This window comes from Spirosoma pulveris (assembly GCF_054781875.1).
This window is the reverse complement of sequence record NZ_BAAGTO010000002.1, coordinates 791,515-815,790: the sequence shown is the minus strand read 5'-3', so window position 1 is coordinate 815,790 and position 24,276 is coordinate 791,515. Positions and strand designations below refer to the sequence as shown.

At 50.4% G+C, this 24,276-nt stretch carries 21 protein-coding genes and 1 riboswitch; of the genes, 10 read left to right on the top strand and 11 right to left on the bottom strand.

Annotated features, from left to right (window positions below; translation table 11 throughout):
- Positions 1-94: 94 nt before the first annotated feature.
- Positions 95-973, bottom strand: coding sequence for a Ppx/GppA phosphatase family protein (locus ACYVJM_RS11525; RefSeq protein ID WP_461148373.1), 879 nt, complete (start codon positions 971-973; stop codon positions 95-97).
- A 557-nt stretch (positions 974-1,530) separates the two neighbouring features.
- Between ACYVJM_RS11525 and ACYVJM_RS11520 the strand changes: the two genes are divergently transcribed.
- The 6 genes from ACYVJM_RS11520 (at position 1,531) to metH (ending at position 10,133) form a co-directional block, all read left to right on the top strand.
- The gene (locus ACYVJM_RS11520) at positions 1,531-2,301 is read left to right on the top strand and encodes a hypothetical protein (protein WP_461148372.1); all 771 of its coding nucleotides are present in this window, start codon (positions 1,531-1,533) and stop codon (positions 2,299-2,301) included.
- A 199-nt stretch (positions 2,302-2,500) separates the two neighbouring features.
- The gene (locus tag ACYVJM_RS11515; protein ID WP_461148371.1) at positions 2,501-4,363 is read left to right on the top strand and encodes a carbamoyltransferase family protein; all 1,863 of its coding nucleotides are present in this window, start codon (positions 2,501-2,503) and stop codon (positions 4,361-4,363) included.
- A gap of 16 nt (positions 4,364-4,379) precedes the next feature.
- Positions 4,380-5,531, top strand: coding sequence for an SGNH/GDSL hydrolase family protein (locus ACYVJM_RS11510; RefSeq protein ID WP_461148370.1), 1,152 nt, complete (start codon positions 4,380-4,382; stop codon positions 5,529-5,531).
- Between the two features lie 15 nt (positions 5,532-5,546).
- Positions 5,547-5,696, top strand: coding sequence for a DUF5989 family protein (locus tag ACYVJM_RS11505; RefSeq protein WP_179830237.1), 150 nt, complete (start codon positions 5,547-5,549; stop codon positions 5,694-5,696).
- A 3-nt stretch (positions 5,697-5,699) separates the two neighbouring features.
- A complete protein-coding gene (locus ACYVJM_RS11500; RefSeq protein WP_461148369.1) occupies positions 5,700-6,062 on the top strand; it encodes an SxtJ family membrane protein in 363 nt (120 codons plus the stop codon).
- A 72-nt stretch (positions 6,063-6,134) separates the two neighbouring features.
- Positions 6,135-6,242: riboswitch (SAM riboswitch) on the top strand.
- A 105-nt stretch (positions 6,243-6,347) separates the two neighbouring features.
- Positions 6,348-10,133, top strand: a complete 3,786-nt coding sequence (metH, locus tag ACYVJM_RS11495) for a methionine synthase (RefSeq protein WP_461148368.1) — start codon at positions 6,348-6,350, stop codon at positions 10,131-10,133.
- Between the two features lie 88 nt (positions 10,134-10,221).
- On the opposite strand, the gene ACYVJM_RS11490 is transcribed toward metH, so the two are convergent.
- Both ACYVJM_RS11490 and ACYVJM_RS11485 read right to left on the bottom strand, forming a co-directional pair.
- Positions 10,222-10,773, bottom strand: coding sequence for a fasciclin domain-containing protein (locus ACYVJM_RS11490; protein WP_461148367.1), 552 nt, complete (start codon positions 10,771-10,773; stop codon positions 10,222-10,224).
- 370 nt (positions 10,774-11,143) lie between these two features.
- Positions 11,144-12,622, bottom strand: coding sequence for a xylulokinase (locus ACYVJM_RS11485; RefSeq protein WP_461148366.1), 1,479 nt, complete (start codon positions 12,620-12,622; stop codon positions 11,144-11,146).
- A gap of 203 nt (positions 12,623-12,825) precedes the next feature.
- On the opposite strand from ACYVJM_RS11485, the gene ACYVJM_RS11480 reads away from it, so the two are divergent.
- Complete coding sequence (locus ACYVJM_RS11480; protein ID WP_461148365.1) at positions 12,826-13,746, top strand: phospholipase A; 921 nt, start codon at positions 12,826-12,828, stop codon at positions 13,744-13,746.
- A gap of 91 nt (positions 13,747-13,837) precedes the next feature.
- Here ACYVJM_RS11480 and ACYVJM_RS11475 read toward each other — a convergent pair whose 3' ends face one another.
- The gene (locus ACYVJM_RS11475) at positions 13,838-14,485 is read right to left on the bottom strand and encodes an ATP-binding cassette domain-containing protein (protein WP_461148364.1); all 648 of its coding nucleotides are present in this window, start codon (positions 14,483-14,485) and stop codon (positions 13,838-13,840) included.
- Entirely contained in the window at positions 14,376-14,723 is a 348-nt protein-coding gene (locus tag ACYVJM_RS11470; RefSeq protein WP_461148363.1) for a hypothetical protein, read from the bottom strand. The genes ACYVJM_RS11475 and ACYVJM_RS11470 overlap by 110 nt, the downstream gene beginning before the upstream one ends.
- Before the next feature lie 232 nt (positions 14,724-14,955).
- Here ACYVJM_RS11470 and ACYVJM_RS11465 point away from each other — a divergent pair, with 232 nt between their 5' ends.
- Positions 14,956-17,334: a family 78 glycoside hydrolase catalytic domain gene (locus ACYVJM_RS11465; RefSeq protein ID WP_461148362.1), complete on the top strand. Its 2,379-nt coding sequence runs from the start codon at positions 14,956-14,958 to the stop codon at positions 17,332-17,334.
- A 76-nt stretch (positions 17,335-17,410) separates the two neighbouring features.
- On the opposite strand, the gene ACYVJM_RS11460 is transcribed toward ACYVJM_RS11465, so the two are convergent.
- The 6 genes from ACYVJM_RS11460 to ACYVJM_RS11435 form a co-directional block, all read right to left on the bottom strand.
- Entirely contained in the window at positions 17,411-18,139 is a 729-nt protein-coding gene (locus ACYVJM_RS11460; protein WP_461148361.1) for a DUF1223 domain-containing protein, read from the bottom strand.
- A gap of 82 nt (positions 18,140-18,221) precedes the next feature.
- Positions 18,222-19,022, bottom strand: a complete 801-nt coding sequence (locus ACYVJM_RS11455) for a molybdopterin-dependent oxidoreductase (RefSeq protein ID WP_461148360.1) — start codon at positions 19,020-19,022, stop codon at positions 18,222-18,224.
- A complete protein-coding gene (locus ACYVJM_RS11450; protein ID WP_461148359.1) occupies positions 19,019-19,756 on the bottom strand; it encodes a cytochrome b/b6 domain-containing protein in 738 nt (245 codons plus the stop codon). Before ACYVJM_RS11450 ends, ACYVJM_RS11455 begins: the two co-directional genes overlap by 4 nt.
- Positions 19,757-19,895: 139 nt before the next feature.
- Entirely contained in the window at positions 19,896-20,495 is a 600-nt protein-coding gene (locus ACYVJM_RS11445; RefSeq protein ID WP_461148358.1) for a peroxiredoxin-like family protein, read from the bottom strand.
- A gap of 70 nt (positions 20,496-20,565) precedes the next feature.
- A complete protein-coding gene (locus ACYVJM_RS11440) occupies positions 20,566-21,120 on the bottom strand; it encodes a carboxymuconolactone decarboxylase family protein (RefSeq protein WP_461148357.1) in 555 nt (184 codons plus the stop codon).
- A gap of 88 nt (positions 21,121-21,208) precedes the next feature.
- Positions 21,209-22,084, bottom strand: coding sequence for a helix-turn-helix domain-containing protein (locus tag ACYVJM_RS11435; RefSeq protein WP_461148356.1), 876 nt, complete (start codon positions 22,082-22,084; stop codon positions 21,209-21,211).
- A 200-nt stretch (positions 22,085-22,284) separates the two neighbouring features.
- On the opposite strand from ACYVJM_RS11435, the gene ACYVJM_RS11430 reads away from it, so the two are divergent.
- Both ACYVJM_RS11430 and ACYVJM_RS11425 read left to right on the top strand, forming a co-directional pair.
- Positions 22,285-23,145: an MBL fold metallo-hydrolase gene (locus ACYVJM_RS11430; RefSeq protein ID WP_461148355.1), complete on the top strand. Its 861-nt coding sequence runs from the start codon at positions 22,285-22,287 to the stop codon at positions 23,143-23,145.
- A gap of 101 nt (positions 23,146-23,246) precedes the next feature.
- Entirely contained in the window at positions 23,247-24,026 is a 780-nt protein-coding gene (locus ACYVJM_RS11425; RefSeq protein WP_461148354.1) for a patatin-like phospholipase family protein, read from the top strand.
- The last annotated feature ends 250 nt before the right edge of the window (positions 24,027-24,276 follow it).

Genomic DNA, 24,276 nt, shown 5'->3' with positions numbered 1-24,276 from the left:
ATGGGTAATTTCAGGCACGACTGAATGATATAAAAAGCCCCGGTCAGTAAAAGCTGGCCGGGGACTTGATGAGGGAGATTTTTTCCGGGAAAATTTATTTCCGTTTACAAACCTGCGCGTACACCTGTTGAATGATACCATCTTTCAAGCCCAGGTCCGGGACGATAATTTTATCGGCTCCGGCCCACTTCATGACCGATATATAAATGTCGGCGGCTGGTACGATCACGTCGGCGCGGTCGGCATTCAGGCGAAGTTTATTAATTCGATCCTCCTGACTAAAACCGGCTATGTAATTACGAATGCGTTCAATTTCGGTTCGGGTGGTTTCGCTTTCAGAGACTTTGGAGGCTAGATTAAAAAGTTTGCTGATGTTACCCCCCGTACCTACTGCCGTAACTTCCTGCGAAGAGTCGATATTTTCCTCTACCCAATCCTCAATTTTGCGCCAGGCCCCTTTGGTCTCTTTACCTTCCAGCAATCGAACGGAGCCAATTTTGAATGATTTGGAGTTGATCTTCTGGCGGTTAACATACACATTCAATTCTGTGCTGCCTCCACCCACATCAATGTGTAAATACTGGCGGTCGTCCAGTGCATGAACAACCACGTCGTTGATCAGCTCGGCTTCCTTACGACCGTCTATGATGTGAATTTTTATGCCGGTAGCGGCTTCAATGCGTTTGGCGATTTCCTGTCCGTTGGAAGACTCCCGCATGGCTGAGGTAGCACAGGCCATGTAGCCTTCTACTTCGTGCAGTTCCATCAGCAGTTTGTAGGCCTGCATTAATTTGGTAGTACGGGCTTCACTTTCAGGCGTTAAAGCGCCAAAGTTAAATACGTCGTGGCCTAACCGAAGCGGAAAACGTACGTATTCAACCCGTTTGAAGCTAACCAGGTTGTCGTTGTGTAAGACCGTCGAAATTTGTAGACGTGCTGCGTTAGAACCGATGTCAATAGCTGCCAGTTTCACTAGTTGAAGTGCTTTGTAAGTGAGCCAAAGGTAGATTTTTTACAGGTATGTCAGACGTTTCACTATTTATTTCCAGTACATGGGTTGAGTTACTGCTTTATTATATTTGTGAATAGATGCGCTGATTTTCTGTTTACTCAACAATAAAAGTTGCTTTAAGTGAATAATAATAAGAGGATGTTAAGACTTACGCAATAAAATGGATAAAGGCGTATTTAATGGTAATAGACGAGATCATAAACACCTGATAGATTAATTGAGAGGAGCCCTGCCGGGCGTTTTTTATGCTACACACCAAAAACTGGATTAAAGGAAGTATACTGTCTTTGATAAGTTTCGTTTTTAGTTGGTTAGTCTTAGAGGGGGTTTGTAATCTTCTGCTGCGCTGGAAACAAACTATTACGTATAGCACCAAAAGTTTGCCAACCGCCACAACCACACAGAATAAACTTACGCTGATAAAGTACGATAGTTTAGGCATAATCAGGCCCGCACCCGGTCAATATGAGGTAGTTTACTCTGTTGATCAACCACAAACCCAAAAACAGAAACTGCCTTTGGTGTCTAATACAGCGTCGATCACCTATCACATTGATAGTCTGGATCGACGCGTTACCCCCTTCAACAGTCGGCGGGCCGTTGGCAAATACGCCTTGTTCCTTGGGTGTTCGTTCACCTATGGCGAGTCTGTTGCTGATACAAGTACGCTGCCCTATTTTTTCGGTAAAGAAACGGGGTATCGACCCTATAACTACGGCGTGTCGGGTTACTCGCCGGCTCATATGCTCGCCCTGATGCAGGCCGTCAATATGCGTCGTGAGGTAGTCGAAAAAGAGGGTGTTGCCTTCTATACGTATATTGAAGATCATCTGGCTCGGGTAGCCCCAAGTACCAAATGGATTTATAATTCGAACGGGTTTTGGCCTAATTTCGATCCGGGTACGATGACCATAAAAGGTACCTACGCCGAAAAACACCCGGTCTATAATTACCTGATTCGGGGCATGTATAAAAGTAATATCGTTAACCTCTTCAATATCAACTTTCCCCGACGATACACTGACGATCAGTATCAGCGATTTGTACGTATAGTGAAGGAAACGGAAGAACGCTACAAACAACAGTTTGGAAACGATAACTTTTATGTAGTTGTATTTCCTGCTTATCCTATGGCACCCGAACTGCGTCAGTATTTTGATCAGCAACACATAAAAGTGATTGACTACTCAGGCCTTTATTCGTGGAAAACGGCCTATGATGGCATGCACCCAAATGAACAAGCTTACCGGCAGGTAGCGAAAAAGTTAGCCGAAAAATTTGAGAAGTAAATATTTCGTAGTTTATATGTATAAATAAGGTCGCTAATTGTAGTCTATTTTCTATTTAAAGGCTTCGTTTTAGGCTATTAATATTTATAATCTATTAAATAAGTATTAGAGTTAAGCCGTTGGGTAGAAAGCGTCAACTACTATGTTATGACTTATGAAAATAACGTTACTTTTGACGCAATCTGAAGTACTATAGTTCATGACCATATTAGGCATATCTGCTTTTTATCACGACTCAGCGGCAGCTTTAATTGAAGACGGGAAAATTATTGCCGCTGCGCAGGAAGAGCGGTTTACACGTAAAAAACACGACCCCGGTTTTCCGGCCGAGGCAATAAAATACTGCCTTCAATACAGCGGGGCAGACCTGAATAAACTCGACGCTATTGTCTTTTACGACAAACCTTTACTTAAGTTTGAGCGATTGCTCGAAACCTACTACGCATTTGCCCCACAGGGATTACGGTCGTTTTTAATGTCGATCCCCGTTTGGCTCAAAGAGAAATTGTTTCTGAAACGGCTGATTCGGGAGGAACTGGAGAAGCTCGGTTATAAGTCAGCCAGTAAGGTTAAGATCCTTTTCCCTGAACACCATCTTTCGCACGGGGCCAGTGCATTTTACCCATCCCCTTTCGAGCGGGCTGCTATTCTGACCATCGATGGAGTGGGCGAATGGGCCACGGCATCTATTGGCCTTGGTGAAGGGAAAAACATCTCTATTCTGAAGGAAATGCGGTTTCCGCACTCCCTGGGCCTGCTTTATTCGGCATTTACCTATTTCCTGGGATTTCGTGTTAATTCGGGGGAGTATAAACTCATGGGCCTTGCTCCCTATGGCGACCCTCACTCGCCCGATGTGGTCCGCTACATGAACACCATCAAAGAAACGCTGGCCGACCTTCGGCCCGACGGTTCGATCTGGCTCAACCAGGACTATTTCGACTATGCTACGGGCCTGAAAATGGTGAACGAAGGCAAATGGGCCAAACTATTCGGGTTTCCCAAGCGCCAGCCGGAAGACGAGTTATTACCCCAACATTGTAACTTGGGTCTGGCCATTCAATACCTGACTGAAGAGGTGGTGCTGAACATGGCCAAAGAAGCCAAACGACTCACCAATGCCGATGCGCTGGTACTGGCGGGCGGTGTGGCTCTGAATTGCGTATCGAACGGAAAGCTTCAGGCAGCAGGCCTTTTCAAGAACATTTTTATTCAACCGGCCGCCGGTGATGCCGGTGGTGCGTTGGGCGCGGCTCTGGCTGCCTACCATATCTATTTTGGTAAAGAGCGGGTCGTAACCACCGAGCGCGATGCCATGCGGGGTTCTTATCTGGGGCCAACCTTCTCGGACCTGGATGTAGAACTGATGGCGAAAAAATATAAAGCCGTAGCCACTCATTACACCGACTTTGCCGGACTGAGTCGGGATGCCGCCAAACTACTAGCCGAAGGCAACGTGCTGGGCTGGGTGCAGGGACAAATGGAGTTCGGCCCACGGGCATTGGGTGGCCGCAGCATTCTGGGCGATCCACGTAATGCTGAGATGCAGAAAAAGCTGAACCTGAAAATCAAATACCGCGAATCGTTCCGGCCGTTTGCCCCTTCGGTGCTGGCCGAAGATTGCGCGGAGTACTTCGATTATGACGGTATTTCACCGTATATGCTGCTCGTTCATCCGGTAGCGCAGAAACGACGAACACCCGTACCGGCCAATTATGCCAGCTTTCCGCTTCGGGAGAAATTGTATTACCAGCGTTCCGATCTGCCCTCCATTACGCACATCGATTATTCGGCCCGCATTCAAACGGTTCATAAAGATACCAACCCGCGTTATCATCAGTTAATCGACGCGTTCAAGCAGCTAACGGGCTACGGTGTTATTGTCAATACCAGCTTCAATGTGCGTGGCGAACCCATCGTTTGTACGCCAGATGATGCGTATCGTTGCTTCATGCGTACCGAAATGGACTATCTGGCCGTTGGCAACTACCTGTTCGACAAACGCAAACAACCCGAATGGCAGGAGAAAGACAACTGGAAAGAAGAATTTGTTTTAGATTAATGAACGGCCACTATTAATGCAATCAAAGCTCTTTTCCAGTGTCGTTCGTCTGCTTCTACTCGGATTTCTAACGTTCATTGTTTTATACGGCGATCATTTCGGGGTTATTTTCGACTATCCGCACAAGGGCCTGTTCGATAACATACTCGTCCGGCTCGCCAGATGCTGTCTCTTTCTGTTACTGATCATTGAACTGCTGAGGGTCTATTATTATGGCGTTGTCAAAAATTCAACTCCGCCAAAACTGCTTGGTAATATAGCCACGCTGCTGGTGCCAAGCATTGTGGTACTGATCTTTGTGGAGATGGTGTTTATGTTCATTGCCCAAAGTCAGGAGGGCGGTCTTACACTGGCCTCTAAAATCTGGTTTGAACGTTACTGGCCACCTATGACGGGCGATTACCGCGATACGCCGAAAATGGATACACTGGGTAAAAAGAAAGTCCTTGTCGTTGGCGATTCCTTTACTGCCGGACACGGCCTGAAATCGGCCGACGAACGGTTTGGTAATGTGCTGGCCAAAAAGCTTGGTGCCAGTCAGTACGTGACGTATAATTTGGGTATTTCCGGCTCCGATACGCGGGATGAGTACGCCCGTCTGGTGAAATTCGGAAAAAAGCCCGACATCCTGGTTTTGCAGTATTTTCCGAACGATATTGAAAAAGTCGCGGCTGATCATGGCGTAATACCCATCGGTTTTCGGCCCTATTCCGATCTGCCCCGGCCTGTGCAATCGCTGTTCATCAAGTCGTATCTATTGAATTACCTGTACTGGCAGTTTCCCCACGGTAATTTTGCTCCGTTCGATGTGTATGCCCGGAAAGCCTACGGAACGCCAGTCATTATCAACGATCACCTGAGCGACCTGAACCAGTTTATTACGTACGCCAAAAGCAACAATGCTCAATTGTACGTTGTAATGTTTCCGTTTTCGCACAACATCGAACAAACAGCTGAGTATGTTAAACCAGTGGTTAACTTTTTTCAATTGAATCAGGTGCCGATGCTGGACGCCGGAAAGCTCATGCTTGACCTCCCCATGGGCGATCGGGTAGTGGGGCGTAACGACGGACACGCCAGCCCGATTGTAAACCAGCGGGTAGGTGACGCTTTGTTCAGGCTAATCCAATCTAATCAGCGTGCTCAGCTAACTTTTACTGACAATTAAACTCAAACAAAACGTATGGAATTCTTACAGGACATTTTTCGATTTATGAAGCAGCGCAAGAAATGGTGGCTGGCCCCCATGATCGTTTTACTGCTTCTCATTGGTGTTCTGATCGTCATTGGCGGTGGATCGGCCGTTGCTCCGTTTATTTATACTCTGTTCTAATGTATGGATATTACCGAAAAAGTGAAGGCTCAACTGGTTATTGTAACCGGGCTTGTGGTGCTCTATTTTATCTTTAAATCCCCCTGGTGGCTATATGCGGCTGCGGCAGTGGGCGTGCTGAGCCTGGCCGTTCCGGTGGCAGGCGATTTCATCGTAAAGGCGTGGTTTAAACTGGCCGAGGTGCTGGGGAATATCAATGGTAAAATTATTCTGTCGGTCTTATTCTTTGTGTTTCTCTTTCCCATTGCTGTTTTGTACCGCATGACAGCAAAAAATCCGCTGGCTATCAAACGCACAGACGAGAAGTCGTTCTACAACGAGCGCAATCATCTGTACACAAAAGAGGATTTGGAACAGATGTGGTAATCACATTGCCTCGTACACTCATTTTGGGTGCCGCGCTTGCCGGGGCACCCATTTTTTGCTTAATTTTGTCACTACTTATCCAGAAAGACGGAGGGAACGGACCCGATGATGTCTTGGCAACCAACCTACCCAGGGGAATGGTGCCAATTTCCTCCCGCCAACCGGTGGGATAGATAAGGTAGCCTTGTGCTTTCTGCCTTTCTGCGAATAAGCTGTTTTGCTTTTTGGACTTTTTTTAGTGCGCCCGTTGTTGGTTTCCAACAAGTACGCGTTGCAACAATGCCTTTGAAAACGATATACGAACTTCTTCACGAACGCATCCTCGTCCTCGATGGGGCGATGGGTACGATGATTCAACGGTATAACCTGACTGATGCCGACTATCGGGGTGAGCGATTCCGCGATTGGCCGCACGACCTGAAAGGCAACAACGATTTGCTGTCGCTGACAAAGCCCGAAATTATTCAGGCCATACACAAACAATACCTGGAAGCGGGTGCCGATATCATCGAAACCAATACCTTCAGCGGTACGTCCATCGCCATGGCCGATTACCGAATGGAGGACCTGGCCTACGAACTGAACTACGAGTCGGCCCGGATTGCCAGGGAAGCGGCCGATGAAATCACGCGCCAAAATCCCGACAAGCCGCGCTTTGTAGCTGGTGCCATGGGCCCAACCAACCGTACCGCTTCTCTGTCGCCGGATGTAAATAACCCGGCCTATCGCGCCGTTACCTTCGACGAACTGGTGAACGCCTATTACGAGCAGGTAAGCGGGCTGGTCGACGGTGGGGCAGACCTGCTGCTGGTCGAAACCATTTTCGATACGCTCAATGCCAAGGCGGCTATGTTCGCTATTGACAAGTATTTCAATCTTAACCCTCAGAAGACCGTTCTCCCGATCATGATCTCCGGCACCATTACGGATGCCAGCGGTCGGACTTTGTCGGGGCAGACGACAGAAGCATTTTTATATTCCGTTTCGCACCTGCCGCTGCTGAGTGTTGGGTTGAACTGCGCACTGGGTGCCCAGTTGATGCGGCCGTACATTCAGACACTTGCCAAAGAAGCGCCTTTTTTCACGTCGGCTTACCCGAACGCGGGTTTGCCCAACGAGTTTGGTGAATACGACGAAACGCCGGATATGATGGCGTTGCAGATTGAGGACTTCGTTAAAAGTAGCTTTGTTAACATTGTTGGGGGCTGTTGCGGCTCTACACCCGATCACATTCGGGCCATTGCTGATGTGGCTGCCAAATACCCGCCCCGTCAGTTACCCCAGCCCGAGCCATATCAGAAATTAAGTGGTCTGGAACCACTGAAAATAACAGAGCAAACCAACTTCCTGAACGTTGGCGAACGTACCAATGTAACGGGCTCCAAGAAATTTGCCCGACTCATCAAAGAAGGTAATTTCGACGAAGCTTTGAGCATTGCCCGTGGGCAGGTAGAAGGGGGCGCGCAGGTGATTGATATCAACATGGACGAAGGCATGCTGGATTCGGTGGAGGCTATGAAAACCTTTCTGAATCTGATTGCTGCCGAACCTGACATTGCCCGTGTGCCCATCATGGTCGACTCGTCCAAATGGGAGGTTATCGAAGCTGGCTTAAAGTGCGTGCAGGGGAAAGCCATTGTCAATTCCATTTCACTAAAAGAAGGGGAGGAGGCATTCATTGAACGGGCCAATCTGGTGAAACGCTACGGGGCCGCTGCGGTCGTCATGGCCTTCGACGAAAGCGGACAGGCCGATTCCTACGAACGGCGTATCCAGATTTGTGAACGCGCCTACCGGATTCTGGTCGATAAAGTCCAGTTCGCCCCGCAGGATATTATCTTCGATCCCAACATTCTGACTGTTGCTACGGGTATCGAAGAACACAATAACTACGCCGTCGATTTCATTAATGCCACGCGCTGGATCAAGCAAAACCTGCCGCTGGCCAAAGTGAGTGGTGGTGTGTCGAACATTTCGTTCAGCTTCCGGGGCAATGATGTTGTACGCGAAGCTATGCACTCCGCATTTCTGTACCACGCCATCCGGGCGGGTCTGGACATGGGTATCGTGAATGCCGGACAGTTGGAGGTATATGACAGCATTCCCAAAGATTTGCTGGAACGCTGCGAGGATGTGCTCCTCAACCGGCGTGACGACGCCACCGAACGCCTGGTTGAATTTGCCGAAACCGTAAAAGCGAAGGGCAAAGCCATTGTTCAGGATGAAAGCTGGCGGCTCGAACCCGTTCGCGAACGGCTCAAACACGCGCTGATCAAAGGAATTACCGATTATATTGACCAGGATGTAGAAGAGATTCGCCAGCAGGTGGAACGCCCTTTACACGTGATCGAAGGCCCGCTCATGGACGGCATGAACGTGGTTGGTGATTTGTTCGGCGCGGGTAAAATGTTCCTGCCTCAGGTGGTAAAATCGGCCCGTGTTATGAAAAAAGCGGTGGCTTACCTAACGCCGTTTATCGAAGCGGAGAAATCTGGAACCGGTTCATCCAATGCCGGCAAAATCCTGCTGGCTACCGTTAAGGGCGACGTACACGACATTGGCAAAAACATTGTTGGTGTGGTGCTGGGCTGTAATAATTACGAGATCATTGACCTCGGTGTCATGGTGCCTACCCAGAAAATTCTGGATGCCGCCCGGGAGCATAATGTCGATATCATCGGCCTCAGTGGCCTGATTACCCCGTCGCTGGACGAAATGGTTGGCGTGGCCAAAGAAATGGAACGCCAGGGTTTCAAGCTTCCATTGCTCATTGGCGGGGCCACCACCTCACGGATTCACACCGCCGTTAAAATTGATCCTCACTACTCCGGACCCGTTGTTCACGTGCTGGATGCCAGCCGAAGCGTACCTGTAGCCGGTCGGCTTGTGAGCGAAACGGATGGAACAAAGGAGAAAATCTTCACGGACATAAAAGCCGAATACGTCAAGCTGCGGGAGGAGCACACCAAACGGCAGAAAGAAAAAGCCAGTCTAACAATTACACAGGCCCGTGATAACCGGACGAAGATCGACTGGAGCACCTTTGTGCCAACGAAACCGACCTTCCTCGGTAACCGATATTTTGACGATTATTCAATTGCCGAACTGGTTGACTACATCGACTGGACGCCCTTTTTTCAGACTTGGCAGTTGCACGGTAAATATCCTGCCATTTTCGAGGATGCGGTAGTGGGTAAAGAAGCCAAACAATTGTTCGATGACGCCAATCGACTGTTGCAGGAAATCGTTGACAAGAAACTGCTCAAAGCGAAAGCTGTGGTGGGCTTCTTCCCCGCCAACTCGGCCGACGACGATGTGCTGCTTCACGATTTTGAAGAACATGTCCGCGAAACCGCCTGCGAACGCCACGGCTCTCACCAGCATATCGAGTACAAAATCAGTAAGGCTCAATCCCAAACGGCCGTTAGCCCGGCTGGGGAGTTGATTTACGATACCAAAACGGTGCTCCATTTCCTGCGTCAGCAGAACCAGAAAGCGCCCGGTTTACCTAATTTCTGCCTGTCGGATTTCATTGCTCCGCTGGATAGTGGCCGGGAAGATTACATTGGCGGCTTTGCCGTAACGGCGGGTATTGGTATCGAAACGCTGCTGGAAAAATACGAACGCGACCACGATGACTATAACAGCATCATGGTTAAAGCACTCGCCGACCGCCTGGCCGAAGCCTTTGCCGAGCGGATGCACGAGCGCGTTCGGAAAGAGTTCTGGCCGTATGCCGTCAACGAAAATCTGTCAAATGAGCAACTGGTTAAAGAAGCGTACCAGGGAATCCGGCCCGCGCCGGGCTACCCGGCTTGCCCTGACCACACCGAAAAAGGTACGTTGTTCAACTTGCTGGATGCCAATAAAATTAATATTGAACTAACGGAAAGTTACGCCATGTACCCGGCTTCGTCGGTGAGTGGATTCTACTTTTCGCACCCAGAGTCGAAATACTTTGCGCTTGGCAAGATCAATAAAGATCAGATTCTGGATTACGCCCAGCGGAAAGATATGCCGGTGGAGGAAATAGAAAAATGGCTAAGCCCCGTACTGAGTTATGATGCGTAGGGCTCCTGTAAACATTGGTAAGCTTTAACACAGAAATGCCCGACCGTTTGGCCGGGCATTTCTGTGTTGAGTAAATCAGAGCGACTAATCAGGGCATCAACACCGTGTCGATGACGTGAATCACGCCGTTCGACTGGTTTACGTCAGCGATGGTGACCGTTGAGGTGCCTCCTTTAGCGTCCATCAGTTCAATCTTTTTGCCTTTCTGCATGGCCGTCAGTGTACCACCCGAAACGGTGTTCAGTGTAGCTTTACCACCGCCGTCTTTGATGGCTTTCATCAGGTCGGCAGCGCTCATTTTGCCGGCTACAACGTGGTAGGTCAGGATGCCCGTCAGTGTCTGTTTGTTTTCTGGTTTCACCAGTGTTTCGACAGTGCCTTTTGGCAGTTTATCGAAGGCTTTGTTTGTAGGAGCGAAGACCGTGAAAGGACCGGGACCAGATAGCGTCTCAACCAGGCCGGCAGCTTTAACTGCGGCTACGAGTGTGGTATGGTCCTTAGAATTCACCGCATTCTCGATAATATTTTTAGAAGGATACATCGGAGCACCACCAACGGTTACCGTTTTTTCCTGAGCAAATGAAACCTGGCTAATAGCCGATAAAGCAACAATTGAGAAAATTAATTTAAGCGTTTTCATGTCGTTATTTTTTTTTGACTGGTTGAAATGTGTATTGAATGTAATACTGTGTTTGTCGACAACATGAAGACTTACGGACAGGTGAGGATGTTTGGATTTATATTAATTGAAAATATTTTTAATGATCTGTTAATCAATGATTTATGTCGGAATTGTTGCCGATGTATGATAATTTGTTTATGATCAATTAACTATAATTGATTAACAAAAATGTTTCAGGAGAATAGCGGATTTTTTCGACCTGATAAATCTTTTTTATTTATAAAGTTTACTTTTTTCATATAAAAAATGCGGAGTATCGACCAAAAAATAGTAGTCGATACTCCGCATTTTTTATATGAAAATTAATCAATGCAATTTCGCTATTTGACTAGCTCTTCAGAACTGTCAGCCAGCGCTGATAGGCATCTCGATACCCTTCCTGTGCCCGCATGTCGGGTTCGATGGTTTTGGTTACGTGCAACCCGGCAAAGGCCTCCTGTGCATTTTTGTAGAAGCCCAGCCCTAATCCAGCGCCACGGGCAGCGCCCTGTGCACCGTCTGTATTATAAAGCTCGATAGTGGCACCTGTCAGGTTGGCTAGTGTATCGCGGAAGAGCGGACTTAAGAACATATTGGCTTCTCCGGCGCGAATGGTTTGCAGCCCTACACCTACGCTTTCCATAACCTGAATGCCGTAGTAGAGCGCAAAAACAATGCCCTCCTGAGCGGCTCGAATCATGTGCGGCAGACCATGCCGGGTTAGTTGCAGGCCGTGGAACGAGGCTCCCAAATCAGCATTTTCGAGCATACGTTCGGCTCCGTTGCCAAAGGGCAGGCAAATCAGTCCGTCGGCACCCACTGGGGCTTCGTGGGCCAGCACGTTCATATCGGGGTAACTCACCGACCGTTGCAGCATCTGATTCCGCAGCCAGCTATTCAAAATACCAGTGCCGTTTACGCACAGCAAAACCCCATAGCGGGGCGCTTCGACGGTATGACTCACGTGCAGAAATGTGTTTACCCGCGACTGAGGGTCGTAGCTGGCCTGATCGCTCACGCCATATACCACACCCGAGGTGCCCGCCGTAGCGGCTATCTGACCCGGCTCCAGTACGTTCAATGACAGCGCGTTGTTGGGTTGATCGCCAGCGCGATACGTAACGGGTGTGCCGGCTGAAAGACCCAGTTCGGCCGCTGCCGCTGCGGTCAGTTCGCCTTGCGGGGCGAATGTTGGCTTAATGGTAGGGATCAGCGACGCATCGAAACCAAAGTAATCCAGCAGAAACTGCGCCGGTTCGTTGTTCTGAAAATCCCAGAAAGCGCCTTCCGATAAACCCGATGCCGTTGTGACGATGTCGCCGGTCATGCGGGCAGCCAGATAATCGCCGGGAAGCATAAACTTGTCGACCTGTGCATACACATCCGGCTCGTTGGCTTTCACCCAGGCCAGTTTGGCGGCTGTGAAATTGCCGGGTGAGTTGAGCAGGTGGTGCAGCGTGCGGTCGTGGCCGAGCGCGTCGAAGGCTTTGTTTCCGTAGGGAACAGCCCGGCTGTCGCACCAGATAATGGAGGGGCGCAGGACATTAAACGCCTTGTCGACAACGACCAGACCGTGCATCTGGTAAGATATACCGATGGCCTTGATGTCTGATGGCTGAACGTTGGCTTTTTGGATAACTGCCTTACTGGCCAGGCAGGCATTTTTCCACCAGTTCTCCGGCTGTTGTTCGGCAAAGCCGGCTTGAGGAGATTCAATGACCATTTCCGTTTCCGGAAAAAAAGCCGATGCAATAGCTTTACCGCTATCGGCATCCACTAAACACGCTTTGACCGACGAACTGCCGAGGTCGAATCCAATAAAATACATGTGGTTACCAGAATTAGGAATTACAGTACGAAAGTACAACGGGAAGGCGATAAATGAGCAAAGTAAATGTTGCCTATAATGCCGACAGACGATCAACAATCACCCCGATAAACATCAGCCCTGATTTAGAGGTTAGTAGCTGGAAATCACTTCGCATTGAAAGGTGTAAAGGTGCCTCAACCAACATTCACTGACCAAATCCTATGAAGCACAAACGTATACGTTGTTTTTGTAGCGCACTTTTTTCCCTTGGTTTAATGGCTCCGGCGGCATGGGCACAGACCGATGCCGACCCAATTTTCACAAAAAAACAGGTTTTCCGGTCTTTATCCGACCGCTGGGAACTCGACTCGACTACGCAGAAAGGCACTTTTCTGGTCACGGCCTACAAACCGCTTTACGTCACGGCCGGGCGTTGGTCGAGCGACCCGAATGAGCAACCGGTCAGTGAAAATCCAGTTTATAATTATCCGTTCAACATTCCGCTGGGTAAGTACGAAGCCCGTTTCCAACTGAGCCTGAAGGTCAAAATAATTCAGGGCATTTTCGGGAAGCATGGCGATCTATGGGTTGGCTATACACAAAAGTCGCACTGGCAGATTTATAACACGACGTTTTCGAGGCCATTCCGGGAGACTAACTACGAACCCGAAGTGATCCTGAATTTTGCCACAAATTTCTCGTTCCTGGGCTTTAAAACCCGGATGCTGGGCATCTCCTTCAACCACCAGTCTAACGGGCGTGCCTTACCACTTTCCCGAAGCTGGAACCGTATTATTGCGCAGGCTGGTTTTGAACGCGGCAAATGGGTCGTTTTGCTTCGTCCGTGGTTTCGGCTTCCGGATAGCGAAGATGAAAACCCGGCCGTGGCCGACTACATTGGCCGGGCCGATGCCACGGTCATTTATCGAACAGGCCGTCACCTGTTTTCGGTCGTGGGTAGTCATTCGCTACGGGGCGGGGCTAAAAACCGGGGGCAGGTTCAGTTCGACTGGACGTTTCCCGTAACGGGCAACCTGCGGGGCGACCTCCAGATCCTGCACGGCTACGGCGAAACCCTCATCGACTATAACCATAAACAAACGACCATCGGGTTGGCGGTGTCTTTGGTCGACTGGTTGTGAGGGAGTAAAACTAAAAGGGTTGTGGAATGGAAGGACATACGCCATATCTTGGAGATATGGCGTATGTCCTTCCATTCCACAACCCTTTCAATCAAGCTACCGTCGTCGCATCGCTGGTTACTTGAAGAACACCGTTTTCCATCACGTAAACCCGGTCGGCAACCTGAACGGACTGGCTGCGGTGCGTGACCATAATGATGGCCAGCTCATGCTTGATGCGCTCAAACAGCATTAATACAAACTGCTCCGTCTGGCGGTCCAGTGCTGAGGTCGCTTCATCGACCAATAACAACTGTGGACGCCGGAACAGTGCCCGCGCCAGTCCAACTAACTGTTGCTGACCGCCTGATAGATTTATACCTTCTTCGCCCACCAGCGTCAGGTAGTTTTGGGGCAGCTTCATGAAGTAGTCGTGAAAGCCGAATGCCTGGCAAAATTGCACCACGGCTTCGGCTTCTTCCATAGAATTACCCAGACAGATATTGTCCAGTAAGGTGCCGTTGAAAATCTTGATCGGCTGAGGCACACAACCAACCCAGGTACGCCAGTTGGTAATGGCGATGTCTGACCAGTTAAGCTGGCTTTTTCCCGTAGGCGTATCGAACTGAACGCTGATTTGATCTGCCTGCTCAGGCTGGTAAAACTTCTGAAGAATTTGAAGCAGCATGCTTTTGCCCGAACCCGTTTCGCCAACGATACCGATGACTTCGCCCCCCTTCCAGCTTTTCCATATCATCATTCGTTAGCTTTCGCTGAAACCCGAAGATAAATTGACCCTCTTCGGTATAGTAATACGTTTTGCGAACCGGGTCGTAGGCGAGGGGCAGGTTGAGATCGTTAATTAATTCGTCACGGATTTTGTACCAGGCACGTTCGGTAATACCCAAGCGTTGGGCGAGCTCCTTCGGTGAGCCAGTGGCCCGTTTGCGGATGAGTGAATCCAAAAAACGTAAGCGGTTGGATAGTTTCTGAATCACGGTAGTTGGATGCGGTTAGAATTATTTGTCTAATGAAACCATTTTTCGATAAATTATATACTTGTTTATCGTCAAAATGTCTGAAATCACCACATTTTCGGACAGAATCACCTAAAAAGTTTGTTTTCCAGCCGGAGTTGTCAGTCTGATCCAACACTATTTCCACCGCCTTGACCTCAGAAAAGGTATAGAAAACTTAACTTGCAGCGCTATTTCCAAGCCCTCTTTTTCTATGACCTGGTTTCGAGTTCTGCTCTTTATTGTCCTATCGTCGGTAACGACCTTTGCTCAAACACCCACGCCCGACTGGACCAATCAATACTGGCCCGCCCGTTGGATTCTGCACCCAACGGCACCGGCCCGCCAATATGGCATCTATCACGTTCGAAAAGCCATTGAGCTGGCGCAGAAACCCGCTCGTTTCGTGGTGCATGTCTCGGCCGATAACCGCTACCGGCTGTTCGTGAATGGTAAATCCGTTGCTATGGGACCCGCCCGCAGCGATACCCAGAACTGGAATTATGAAACCCTCGATCTGGCGCCATACTTACAGGCGGGGCGCAATGTGCTGGCCGCGCAGGTCTGGTACATGGGTGAAGGAGCACCCTTTGCCCAGATGAGCTACCAGCTTGGCTTCCTGATGCAGGGCGATGGCGACCTGGAAAAAATAGCCAATACCGATGCCAGTTGGAAAATCTACCAGAATACCGCTTACTCCCCCATCAAAAACGATATTCCAAAGCTGAGAACATACATCGTTGCCGGTGATGGCGACCGGGTCGATGCCGCCAAATACCCCTGGGGCTGGGAGCAGCCCAACTTTGATGATAGAGCCTGGGTGTCGGCTAAACCACTCAACTTTGGCACCAAACCCCGTGGATTCGGCACGGACGGCAACTGGCAGTTGGTGCCGCGTACCATTCCCATGATGGAGGAAGGAACCGTTCGGTTGGCCACTGTTCGGCGGGTGGTAAACGGAACGATGAACAATGCCTTTTTGCAGGGCAAAGCGCCGGTTACTGTTGCCGCCAACACCAAAGCCGTTTTCCTGCTCGATCAGGGTCATTTGACAAATGCCTATCCTGAACTGACTGTAAGCCAGGGCAAAGGTGGCACCATTACGCTGGCCTATGCAGAAGCCCTGATCGATGCTAAAAATCAGAAAGGCAATCGTAACGACGTAGAGGGACGGACAATGCTTGGTTTTGAAGATCAGTTTGTGGCCGATGGCACCGCTAAACGAACCTTCCGCCCGCTCTGGTTCAGAACGTACCGGTATCTGCAATTAACGGTCGAAACGAAAGACGAGCCGCTGGTGCTGGAGGATTTACTGGGGCAGTTTACGGGCTATCCGTTTCAGGAAAAAGCGCAGTTTGCCGCCAGCGATACCACCCTGAAAGCCATCTGGAACGTGGGCTGGCGAACGGCCCGGCTCTGCGCGGGCGAAACGTATTACGACTGTCCCTATTACGAGCAGTTGCAATACACCGGCGATACGCGTATCCAATCCATGATTTCGCTTTACGTTACGGGCGACGATCGGCTGATGCGCAAAGCTATTATGGATTACGACCATAGTCGGTTCAACGATGGCCTGACGCAGAGCCGGTACCCATCGGCCGATTTTCAGGTTATTCCTACGTTTTCGCTGTTCTGGGTTTGCATGGTCCATGATTACTGGATGCATCGGCAGGACGACGAGTTTATCAAATCGAGGTTGCCCGGTATTCTGGGCGTACTGAACTGGCACGAGCAGCGTATTGCCAAAACGGGCCTCAACGGGCCGCTGGAGTGGTGGAATTTTGTAGACTGGTCGGCCTGGAAAAATGCGAAAGAGGAAACCAGTGGTGGTGTACCGGCCGGGGCACGGAAAGGCGGGTCGAGCATCTTGTCACTGCAACAGGCCTACACCTATTTTCGGGCGGGCGATTTGCTGGCCCATTACGGACAAAACGAACGGGCTGAACATTACCGCGAGATGGGCCGGAAGCTGAACAAAGCGGTTTTTGCCCAATGCTGGGATGCCGGACGCGGGCTATTTGCCGACACACCGGAAAAAACGTCCTTCAGCCAGCACGCCAACATTCTGGGGGTGTTGACTGATGCCGTTCCGGCTGCCCAACAAGCGGCCTTGTTGCAGAAAACCATGACCGATACCACCCTGACACAGGCTACTTTTTACTTTAAATTTTATCTGTTCGAAGCGCTTAAAAAAACGGGTCTTGGCGATCTGTTCGTGGCTCAGCTCAAACCCTGGCGCGACATGCTGGCAATGGGCCTGACCACCTTCGCCGAAAATCCGGAACCCACTCGCTCCGACTGTCATGCCTGGAGTGCCTCACCCCTTTATGAGTTCTTGTCTACCACCTGCGGCATTCGAACTGCCGAGCCGGGCTTCAAATCGGTACGCGTTGAGCCATACATGGGGGATCTGACCAGCGTTGACGGGAAAATGCCACACCCGCTGGGCGAGATTGCCGTGCAGTTCCAAAAAACAGCAACCGGTGGACTAATGGGTACTGTGACACTACCCGCGAACTTGACGGGCACGCTACGCTGGAAAGGGAAATCAATGCCGTTGAAGGCTGGGAAACAGACGGTAAGTTTATAGTTGCTTCGTTGTGTGTTCCCGGTGGATGGGTGCCACGATTTAGAACTGGGGCGCCCATCTACCAAGCACGCTTATTTTACAACTGTTTGGCCCCAACGATCTGTCCGTTGTCGGTTCGCTGAACGTACACCAGCACCGCTGTCTGATCGCTGGTCAGGCCGGTGGGCAGGGGAAGGGTCACGCTGCCTGCTTGTTCGGCCTTGTCGATGGTTTTAAATTGCCGTACCACGTTGGTGTTGACCAGCGTTCGACCGCCGTTCTCGCCATTTCTTACATCCGTACGGGCCTCTTTCTGAACCAGTGCCACATTGACGCGGTAGGGACCGGCGGCTGATAACGCGTAGCGAACCGTTAATTGCTTTGTATCCTGGGAGACGCTGCCATCGACACCCACAAACGCCGAGGCTGGCTGTTGCTGAATCGTCTGAATGGCTTGTTCAATTTTACCTTTCTGCCCGCCAATGACATCCTGCCGTCCGTTGATCACCAACTGGGGAGTATAGGTCTGGCTGTTTAAAGCCCGGTCGTACTGGCGCTGGCGGTCGGTGAAGAGTTTGTTGCTGAACGGGTCCTGCCAACCCAGCCGATTCCAGTAATCGACATGGAACGACAGGCCATACACCTTTTGCCCGGAGCGTACCGCCTGCTGGGTTATAGCCTGTAACGCCCGGTCGGCGGGTGGACAGCTGGAGCAGCCCTGCGAGGTGAACAGCTCCAGCACCACAACGGGTTGCGATGCCGGTTTCACAGGGCTTTTGAGTAGCCCGGTACCGACTAAAGTCAGAAAAAGAAGGAGGGAGTTCATAACGATTTTGGTTGATGTACTACCGACCGTCCCGGTCGGCTGTATCTTTGCTTACATACGCACCCGACCGGGACGGTCGGTATTACAACCCCACATAATAATCATACCCCCGCTCGGCCCAGAAATCGGGTGGGCGCTGGTCGGAGAAGAACATCCGACCGATGCGTTTGAGGTTTTTAACGCCGTATTTAACCGGGATAATCAGCCGTAGGGGTGCGCCATGGGGCGCGTTGATGGGTTGGCCGTTCAGTTCGTAAGCCAGCAGCGTTTGCGGGTGCATGGCGCTTTCGATGTCGATTCCTACGTAATACCCTTTGTCGGGTGTTTCCATACCGACGTACTTATATAGGTCGCTGGTGTTATCCGGCGTCGGTGCGTTGCCGCTTTTGCTGCCGAGTTTATAGTGTTCCAGGAAATCGGACAGGCGGGCACCACCCCAGTGCTGTACCTGGCTCCAGCCTTCAATACACTTGAATTCGTACACGATTTCGTGCTTCGGCAGGGCTTTAATGTCGTCGATAGATAACATCAGCGGTTCGGCATTGGAGCGGTCGATCTGGAGTTTCCAGTCTTCGGGAACGGGCGTTTGAATGCCATCATACCCGTTGACGCGGGCTTTCTTTTCGGCTTCTTCGACCGGAAATGTCCGCACCAGATGGGTGTTGCTGAAATACGTCCGGGCCACCTGCTCATTGGCGTCGAGCACCTCCCGAAACGGTTTCTTTATGCCCCGTAGCTTGGGGCTGTGCGTGATCCACTCGTATACACCAACGGGTACGGCAGCCGCCAGGGCAAACAAGCCAAAGGATTGCAGTAATTTCCGGCGGACGGCCGATTCCGGGATGTCGCTTTCCGGGAGTTTGGGTTCTGTTGACTGGCTCATACGAGTGTTGGGGTAGGCGTTGGAGTGGGTTCTACGGGTTCGCTGATGGGGTCGGGAGTGACCGATGGCCGTTCGGGGTCGTTTGGTTTGATAACCTCAAAGCCCGTTACCATCGACTGAAAGTTATTCCAGCCCGCCCGGATTACCTGACCAATGTGAACAAAGAAAAAGAGCACATAGCCAACGGTCAGCACAAAATGTTCCAGCCGGGCGGCCTTGTAGCCACCTAATAAGGTTGTCAGCCACGAAAATTGGGTAGGCTTGTAGATCGCGAACCCCGTCAGTATGGAGCCAACACCCATGAGCATAATGGAGAAATACGCAATTTTCTGCGCGCCATTGTATTTGATAAAAGGCGGCTGGGTTTTGCGGAGCCCCAGATCATAAAGCGTTACCTGAATCGCTTCGCGAAACGAATTTCGGTTGGGAACCAGATGTCGCCATTCGCCGGAGGCAAACGTATAAATCACGTATGCCAGACCGTTCAGCATGAACAGCCACATGAACACCCAGTGCCAGGCCATGCCTTCGGCCAGTCGGCGCGGGACGCCCAGGGATTTATAAAATCCATCCGGGAAGAACGAAACGAGGGTATAACTGCCAATGGTGATTTTGTAAGGGTCATACGCCCAGTAAATCAGCAGCCCGCTCCAGATCATAACGAACAGAACCGGGAAGTTGATCCAGTGAAACCACCGGATGGCCAGCGGGTGTTTGTGAACAATTCGTTTCATGTGATAAGGCTTGGGAGAGTGAAAGGTTGATTGCGTCAGGCAATTATATAACGAATAATCCGGGAAGTTCGATTCCTTCTTCGGTCTTTGTCGTAAAAAAGGACTCTGTTTCTCCGACTGTTCATGTGGTAAACATACGTTAGAGCGATGCTTCGGCTGCGGCTTTCAGCAATTTAGCCGACATTCGCTCTTTAAAGTTGGGGTTAATGTACTCAAACTTAATAACGCCCTGTTGATTTAGCAGGAAGACGGCGGGTACCGGCAACAGTTTTTCGATGTTCTTGCCACCGCTGCCTTTTTCCAGGGTTGAACTGTAGGAGACAGGTGCTTTAAAGGCGATGCCAAACGCTTTGGCCGCCGTCACATCCGCGTCGGACAGCAGGGTATATGTAAGCTCCGTTTTGTCGAGGGTGCTTTTTAGGCTGGCGGGGCTGTCGGTACTGACGGCAATAAGCTGATACCCCATTTTAGCCAGATCGGGTTCGAGTAAGCGTAGTTCGGCTAATTGGCGGCTGCAATAAGGGCACCAGCCACCCCGGTAAAAAACCAGAACCGTTGGTTTTCTGGCTACTTCGCCTGATAGGGAAACCGACTTCCCATCAACAGATTGCAAGTGTACATCCGGAATCGTTTCTCCAATCAGCAGGGGGCTAATGTCTTCCGGCTTTTGGGGAATGGTATCTGCCACGGTAAAGGCAAACAGAAAGGTGGCTATGGCCACAGAAAAAATAGACTGCATGGCGGTTGGGCTTTTGGTTGGTGATTGATAACCGGCTGGATATAACTACCAGCCGGATTCGTACTGACCGCTAAGCCTCAACAGTTTCCAGAACCGGGGCCGCCGGAAAATCGACGGGGATCTGGGTGAGGCTGTGGAGGTAATTCGAGATGATCTTGTCGCCAACCATCAGAATAAGGTCCACAACGCTGCTTTGGGCATAGCCAGCCGCGATATAGGCGTCAACCAGATCAGTAGCCGGATGGCCTTTGGTTTCGGTAATGGCTTTGGCAAGTTTCACCAGGGCATCGAGTTTAGGATCGAAATCGGCATAGCCCGCACGGAGCTGCAGAATCTGATCGTCGGAGAAGCCGTTCATTTTACCCAGGGCTGTGTGGGCGGCCAGGCAATACACACAATTGTTGGCCTGCGACACCACCAGATTGATAGCTTCCCGCTCTTTGGCTCTGAATGCCCCTTTGGTCTGGCTTTGCTGGAACGCCAGGTAAGCGCCTAGTCCATTGTCCGACAGGCCGAATGTGGCGTATAAGTTCGGAACAAAGCCGAGTCCTTTCTGTAAATTATCAAATAATTGCTGGTTTTGTGCTGAAACCTGATCGCGGGTTGGTACTGTGAAGGTGGCCATGTTCGTGTCGTTTTTGTTTATCGTTTTGACCAGACAAAGGTGCTGTATTAAAACGCGCCTGGAAATGACCGAACTGCCCGCCCTGTTATCAATTCTTCCCGACCAGCGGGTAAGCCGCCAGGTTGCTTTCGATCTTGTCTTTAAACTCCGATGGCGGTAAGCCAGCCTGCTTCTTAAAAAAACGACTGAAGTGCGGTACTTCGTCAAAACCCAGCTCAAAGGCAATTTCCTTGGTCGACTTATCCGTATAGAGCAGTAACCGTTTGGCTTCCAGGGTTATCCGCTCATGAATAACCTGTAGCGGACTCTTCTGATTATAAAGCCCAAACAGGTTAGACAGCGTCTTGGGCGATTTATTCATCAGATCAGCATAATCGCTAACGGCGTGCAACCGGCGATAATGTACTTCGACCAGCAGATTGAACCGGCGGACGATGTCGAGGTCTTTCTCGCTCAGCTCCGGGTCAAGGTACTGCTCTTTAGCCAGCCGCGTAAGTTTAATGATCAGACGTTTGACCAGCATTCTGAGCATCTCGCCCTGAATCGAATCGTGGGCCGAGAACTCATCATAAAAAACGGTTAGCAAGGCGTTGAATTTAGGCTGCTCACTCTCGTCCAGACGAAGAAAAAGCGGGCCTTTGGTGCCGTAGAACAGAAACCCAACGCAGGATACTTCTTTGTCATGATCAACAATACAATAAAACGCCCGATCGAACTGCCAGGCCACCAGATCGGCAGGGCATTCAAAGCGAACGGTTTGATTTATCATCAGTGGCAGTATCGTTTGCGAAGGAAAGCGGAAATCAATACCGTCGATCGTAACCGTTTGATCACTGCCGGTATTCCAGACAATGGTCAGCAGCAGATTATGACGCTCCTTGAAAAACTGTCGTCCGAAGGCGGCTTCCTGGCAGATAAGATTTAGCGTGCCTTCTGTCTTAGGTTCGTGGTAGCTATAGAACATACAGTCGTAAATTAGCTGTTGAACGTATTTTTTTGCCAAAAAGTAACCAAACGAACGGCTCGGTTCAGAAAGCTGACCGTCAACGTATTCCGGGCTTATGCCAGTCGGTGAACCCTGCACGGAGTAAGCGACAGGCTTACGGGAAGGAATGCGTTTTTCGGCAATAAACGGAAAAGTATAACTTGCCAAAAATCTCGTATATGACCATCAAACCCATTGATATTGGCCCTTTCAAATTAGACGGTGGGGCTATGTTCGGCGTTGTGCCCAAAACCATCTGGCATAAACAATGCCCTGCCGATGACCGTAACCTTTGCGACTGGGCCTTGCGCTGTTTACTCGTTGAAAACGGTAACCGGCTCATGCTCGTCGATACGGGTACGGGGGATAAGCAGGACGCTAAATTTTTTGGATTTTATGATCTGCCCAACGGGAAAACCCTGACCGGCGCCGTTGAACAGGCCGGTTACTCCGTGAATGACGTTACCGATGTCTTGCTGACTCACCTGCATTTCGACCACGCGGGCGGGGCCGTCCGGTATGCCGATGCGGGTCGTACAACGCTCGAAGCGACCTTTTCGCAGGCCGCCTACTGGAGTCATAGCGGGCAGTGGGATTGGGCCACGAACCCCAATCCCCGCGAGCGGGCCACGTACCTGCGCGAGAACTTTATGCCCTTGCAGGCGAATGGACAGCTTCGTTTTATAGATCAGGAGGGTTTGAATTTGCCGGGTGTTGAGTTACTGTATATGGATGGGCATACCGAGAAGATGACGCTGCCGTTGCTTCAACTTACAGGGAGTACGGGTCAGCCGCGCACCGTCGTATTTTGCGCAGATCTGATCCCATCGGTCGCCCACGTGCCCGTTCCTTATGTGATGGGCTACGACGTCCGGCCACTGCTGACGATGGATGAGAAAACGCACTTTCTCAACCGGGCTGTGGATGAAGACTGGTTGCTGGTTTTTGATCATGACCCCGTTCACGAAGCGGCTACGGTTGAACGCACTGAAAAAGGAATCCGGGTAAAAGATAAAGGGACTCTGGCGGAGCTGCTCTAGTGCGGCCGGCCGGCCGTTGCCGTGGAAACCCGTGGTACAAACCAAACCAGTAGACGTACCGTTATCAAACCGGTTGTTGTTGTTTATCCAGTCGTTGACTTATGAAAATAGGATTAATCTTATCAGGGGGAGGAGCGCGAGGTATTGCCCATCTGGGTATTATCAAAGCCCTTCAGGAAATGGGTATACAGTTCGACCAGCTTGCCGGGACCAGCGCCGGGGCCATTGCCGGTGCGCTGCTGGCCCAGGGCTACACGCCCGATGAAAGCCTGAAAATCATCGAATCCTCTTCGTTTATGCGTCATCTTCGGCCCGCCTGGAACCGTATGGGCTTGCTGCGGCTGGATAACGTGGTTGAACTTTACAAGAAATACATTCCACACGATACGTTCGAAGGATTGACGATTCCGCTGCATGTGGTTGCCGTTGATTTAAACGCCGGGGAGCAGGTCGTTTTTGAAACGGGTGAGCTAATCCGGCCGGTTCTGGCCTCTTGTTGTTTGCCCGGTATTTTTGAACCTATGCTTATTCATAAGCGGCAGTTTGTCGACGGGGGCGTACTCAACAACTTACCCGTTGATGTGATTGAGCACAAAGTGGACTTCCTGATTGGTTCGCACTGCAACGTACTGGGGCCTCGTAAGCCAATTACGTCGATGCGTGGGGTTATTGAGCGAAGCCTGGTGCTGGCTGTGCAGAGTAAAACGAGGGACCGGTTTGCCAAGTGTAATGTGCTCATTGAGCCGCCCCAACTGGCGCAGTATACAACGACAGATATTAGTAAATCCCGCGAGTTGTTCCGAATCGGGTATCAGTATACACGGTCTATGGCCGCCGAGATTGGAAAAGCTTTAGATAAGCCGACGCTGGAAACCTTGTAGAGTATACCGGAGGAAGATCAAGAATGCCAAACTCACTCGTTTGGCATTTTTTGTTTGAAGTGTTTGACGAAAAAATATAAAGTTCTAATGATTGATTTGAAATCAGCCACAATTAGTGGGCCCAATAACTCGATTCATTGGCTATACGCTGGTTCCACTATTCTATTTGTTTAAGTATAATTACGTTCGTTTAACATAATTTTAATGTTGCATATAGCCGATTAGAGAAGTATAAAACAAAATATTATTC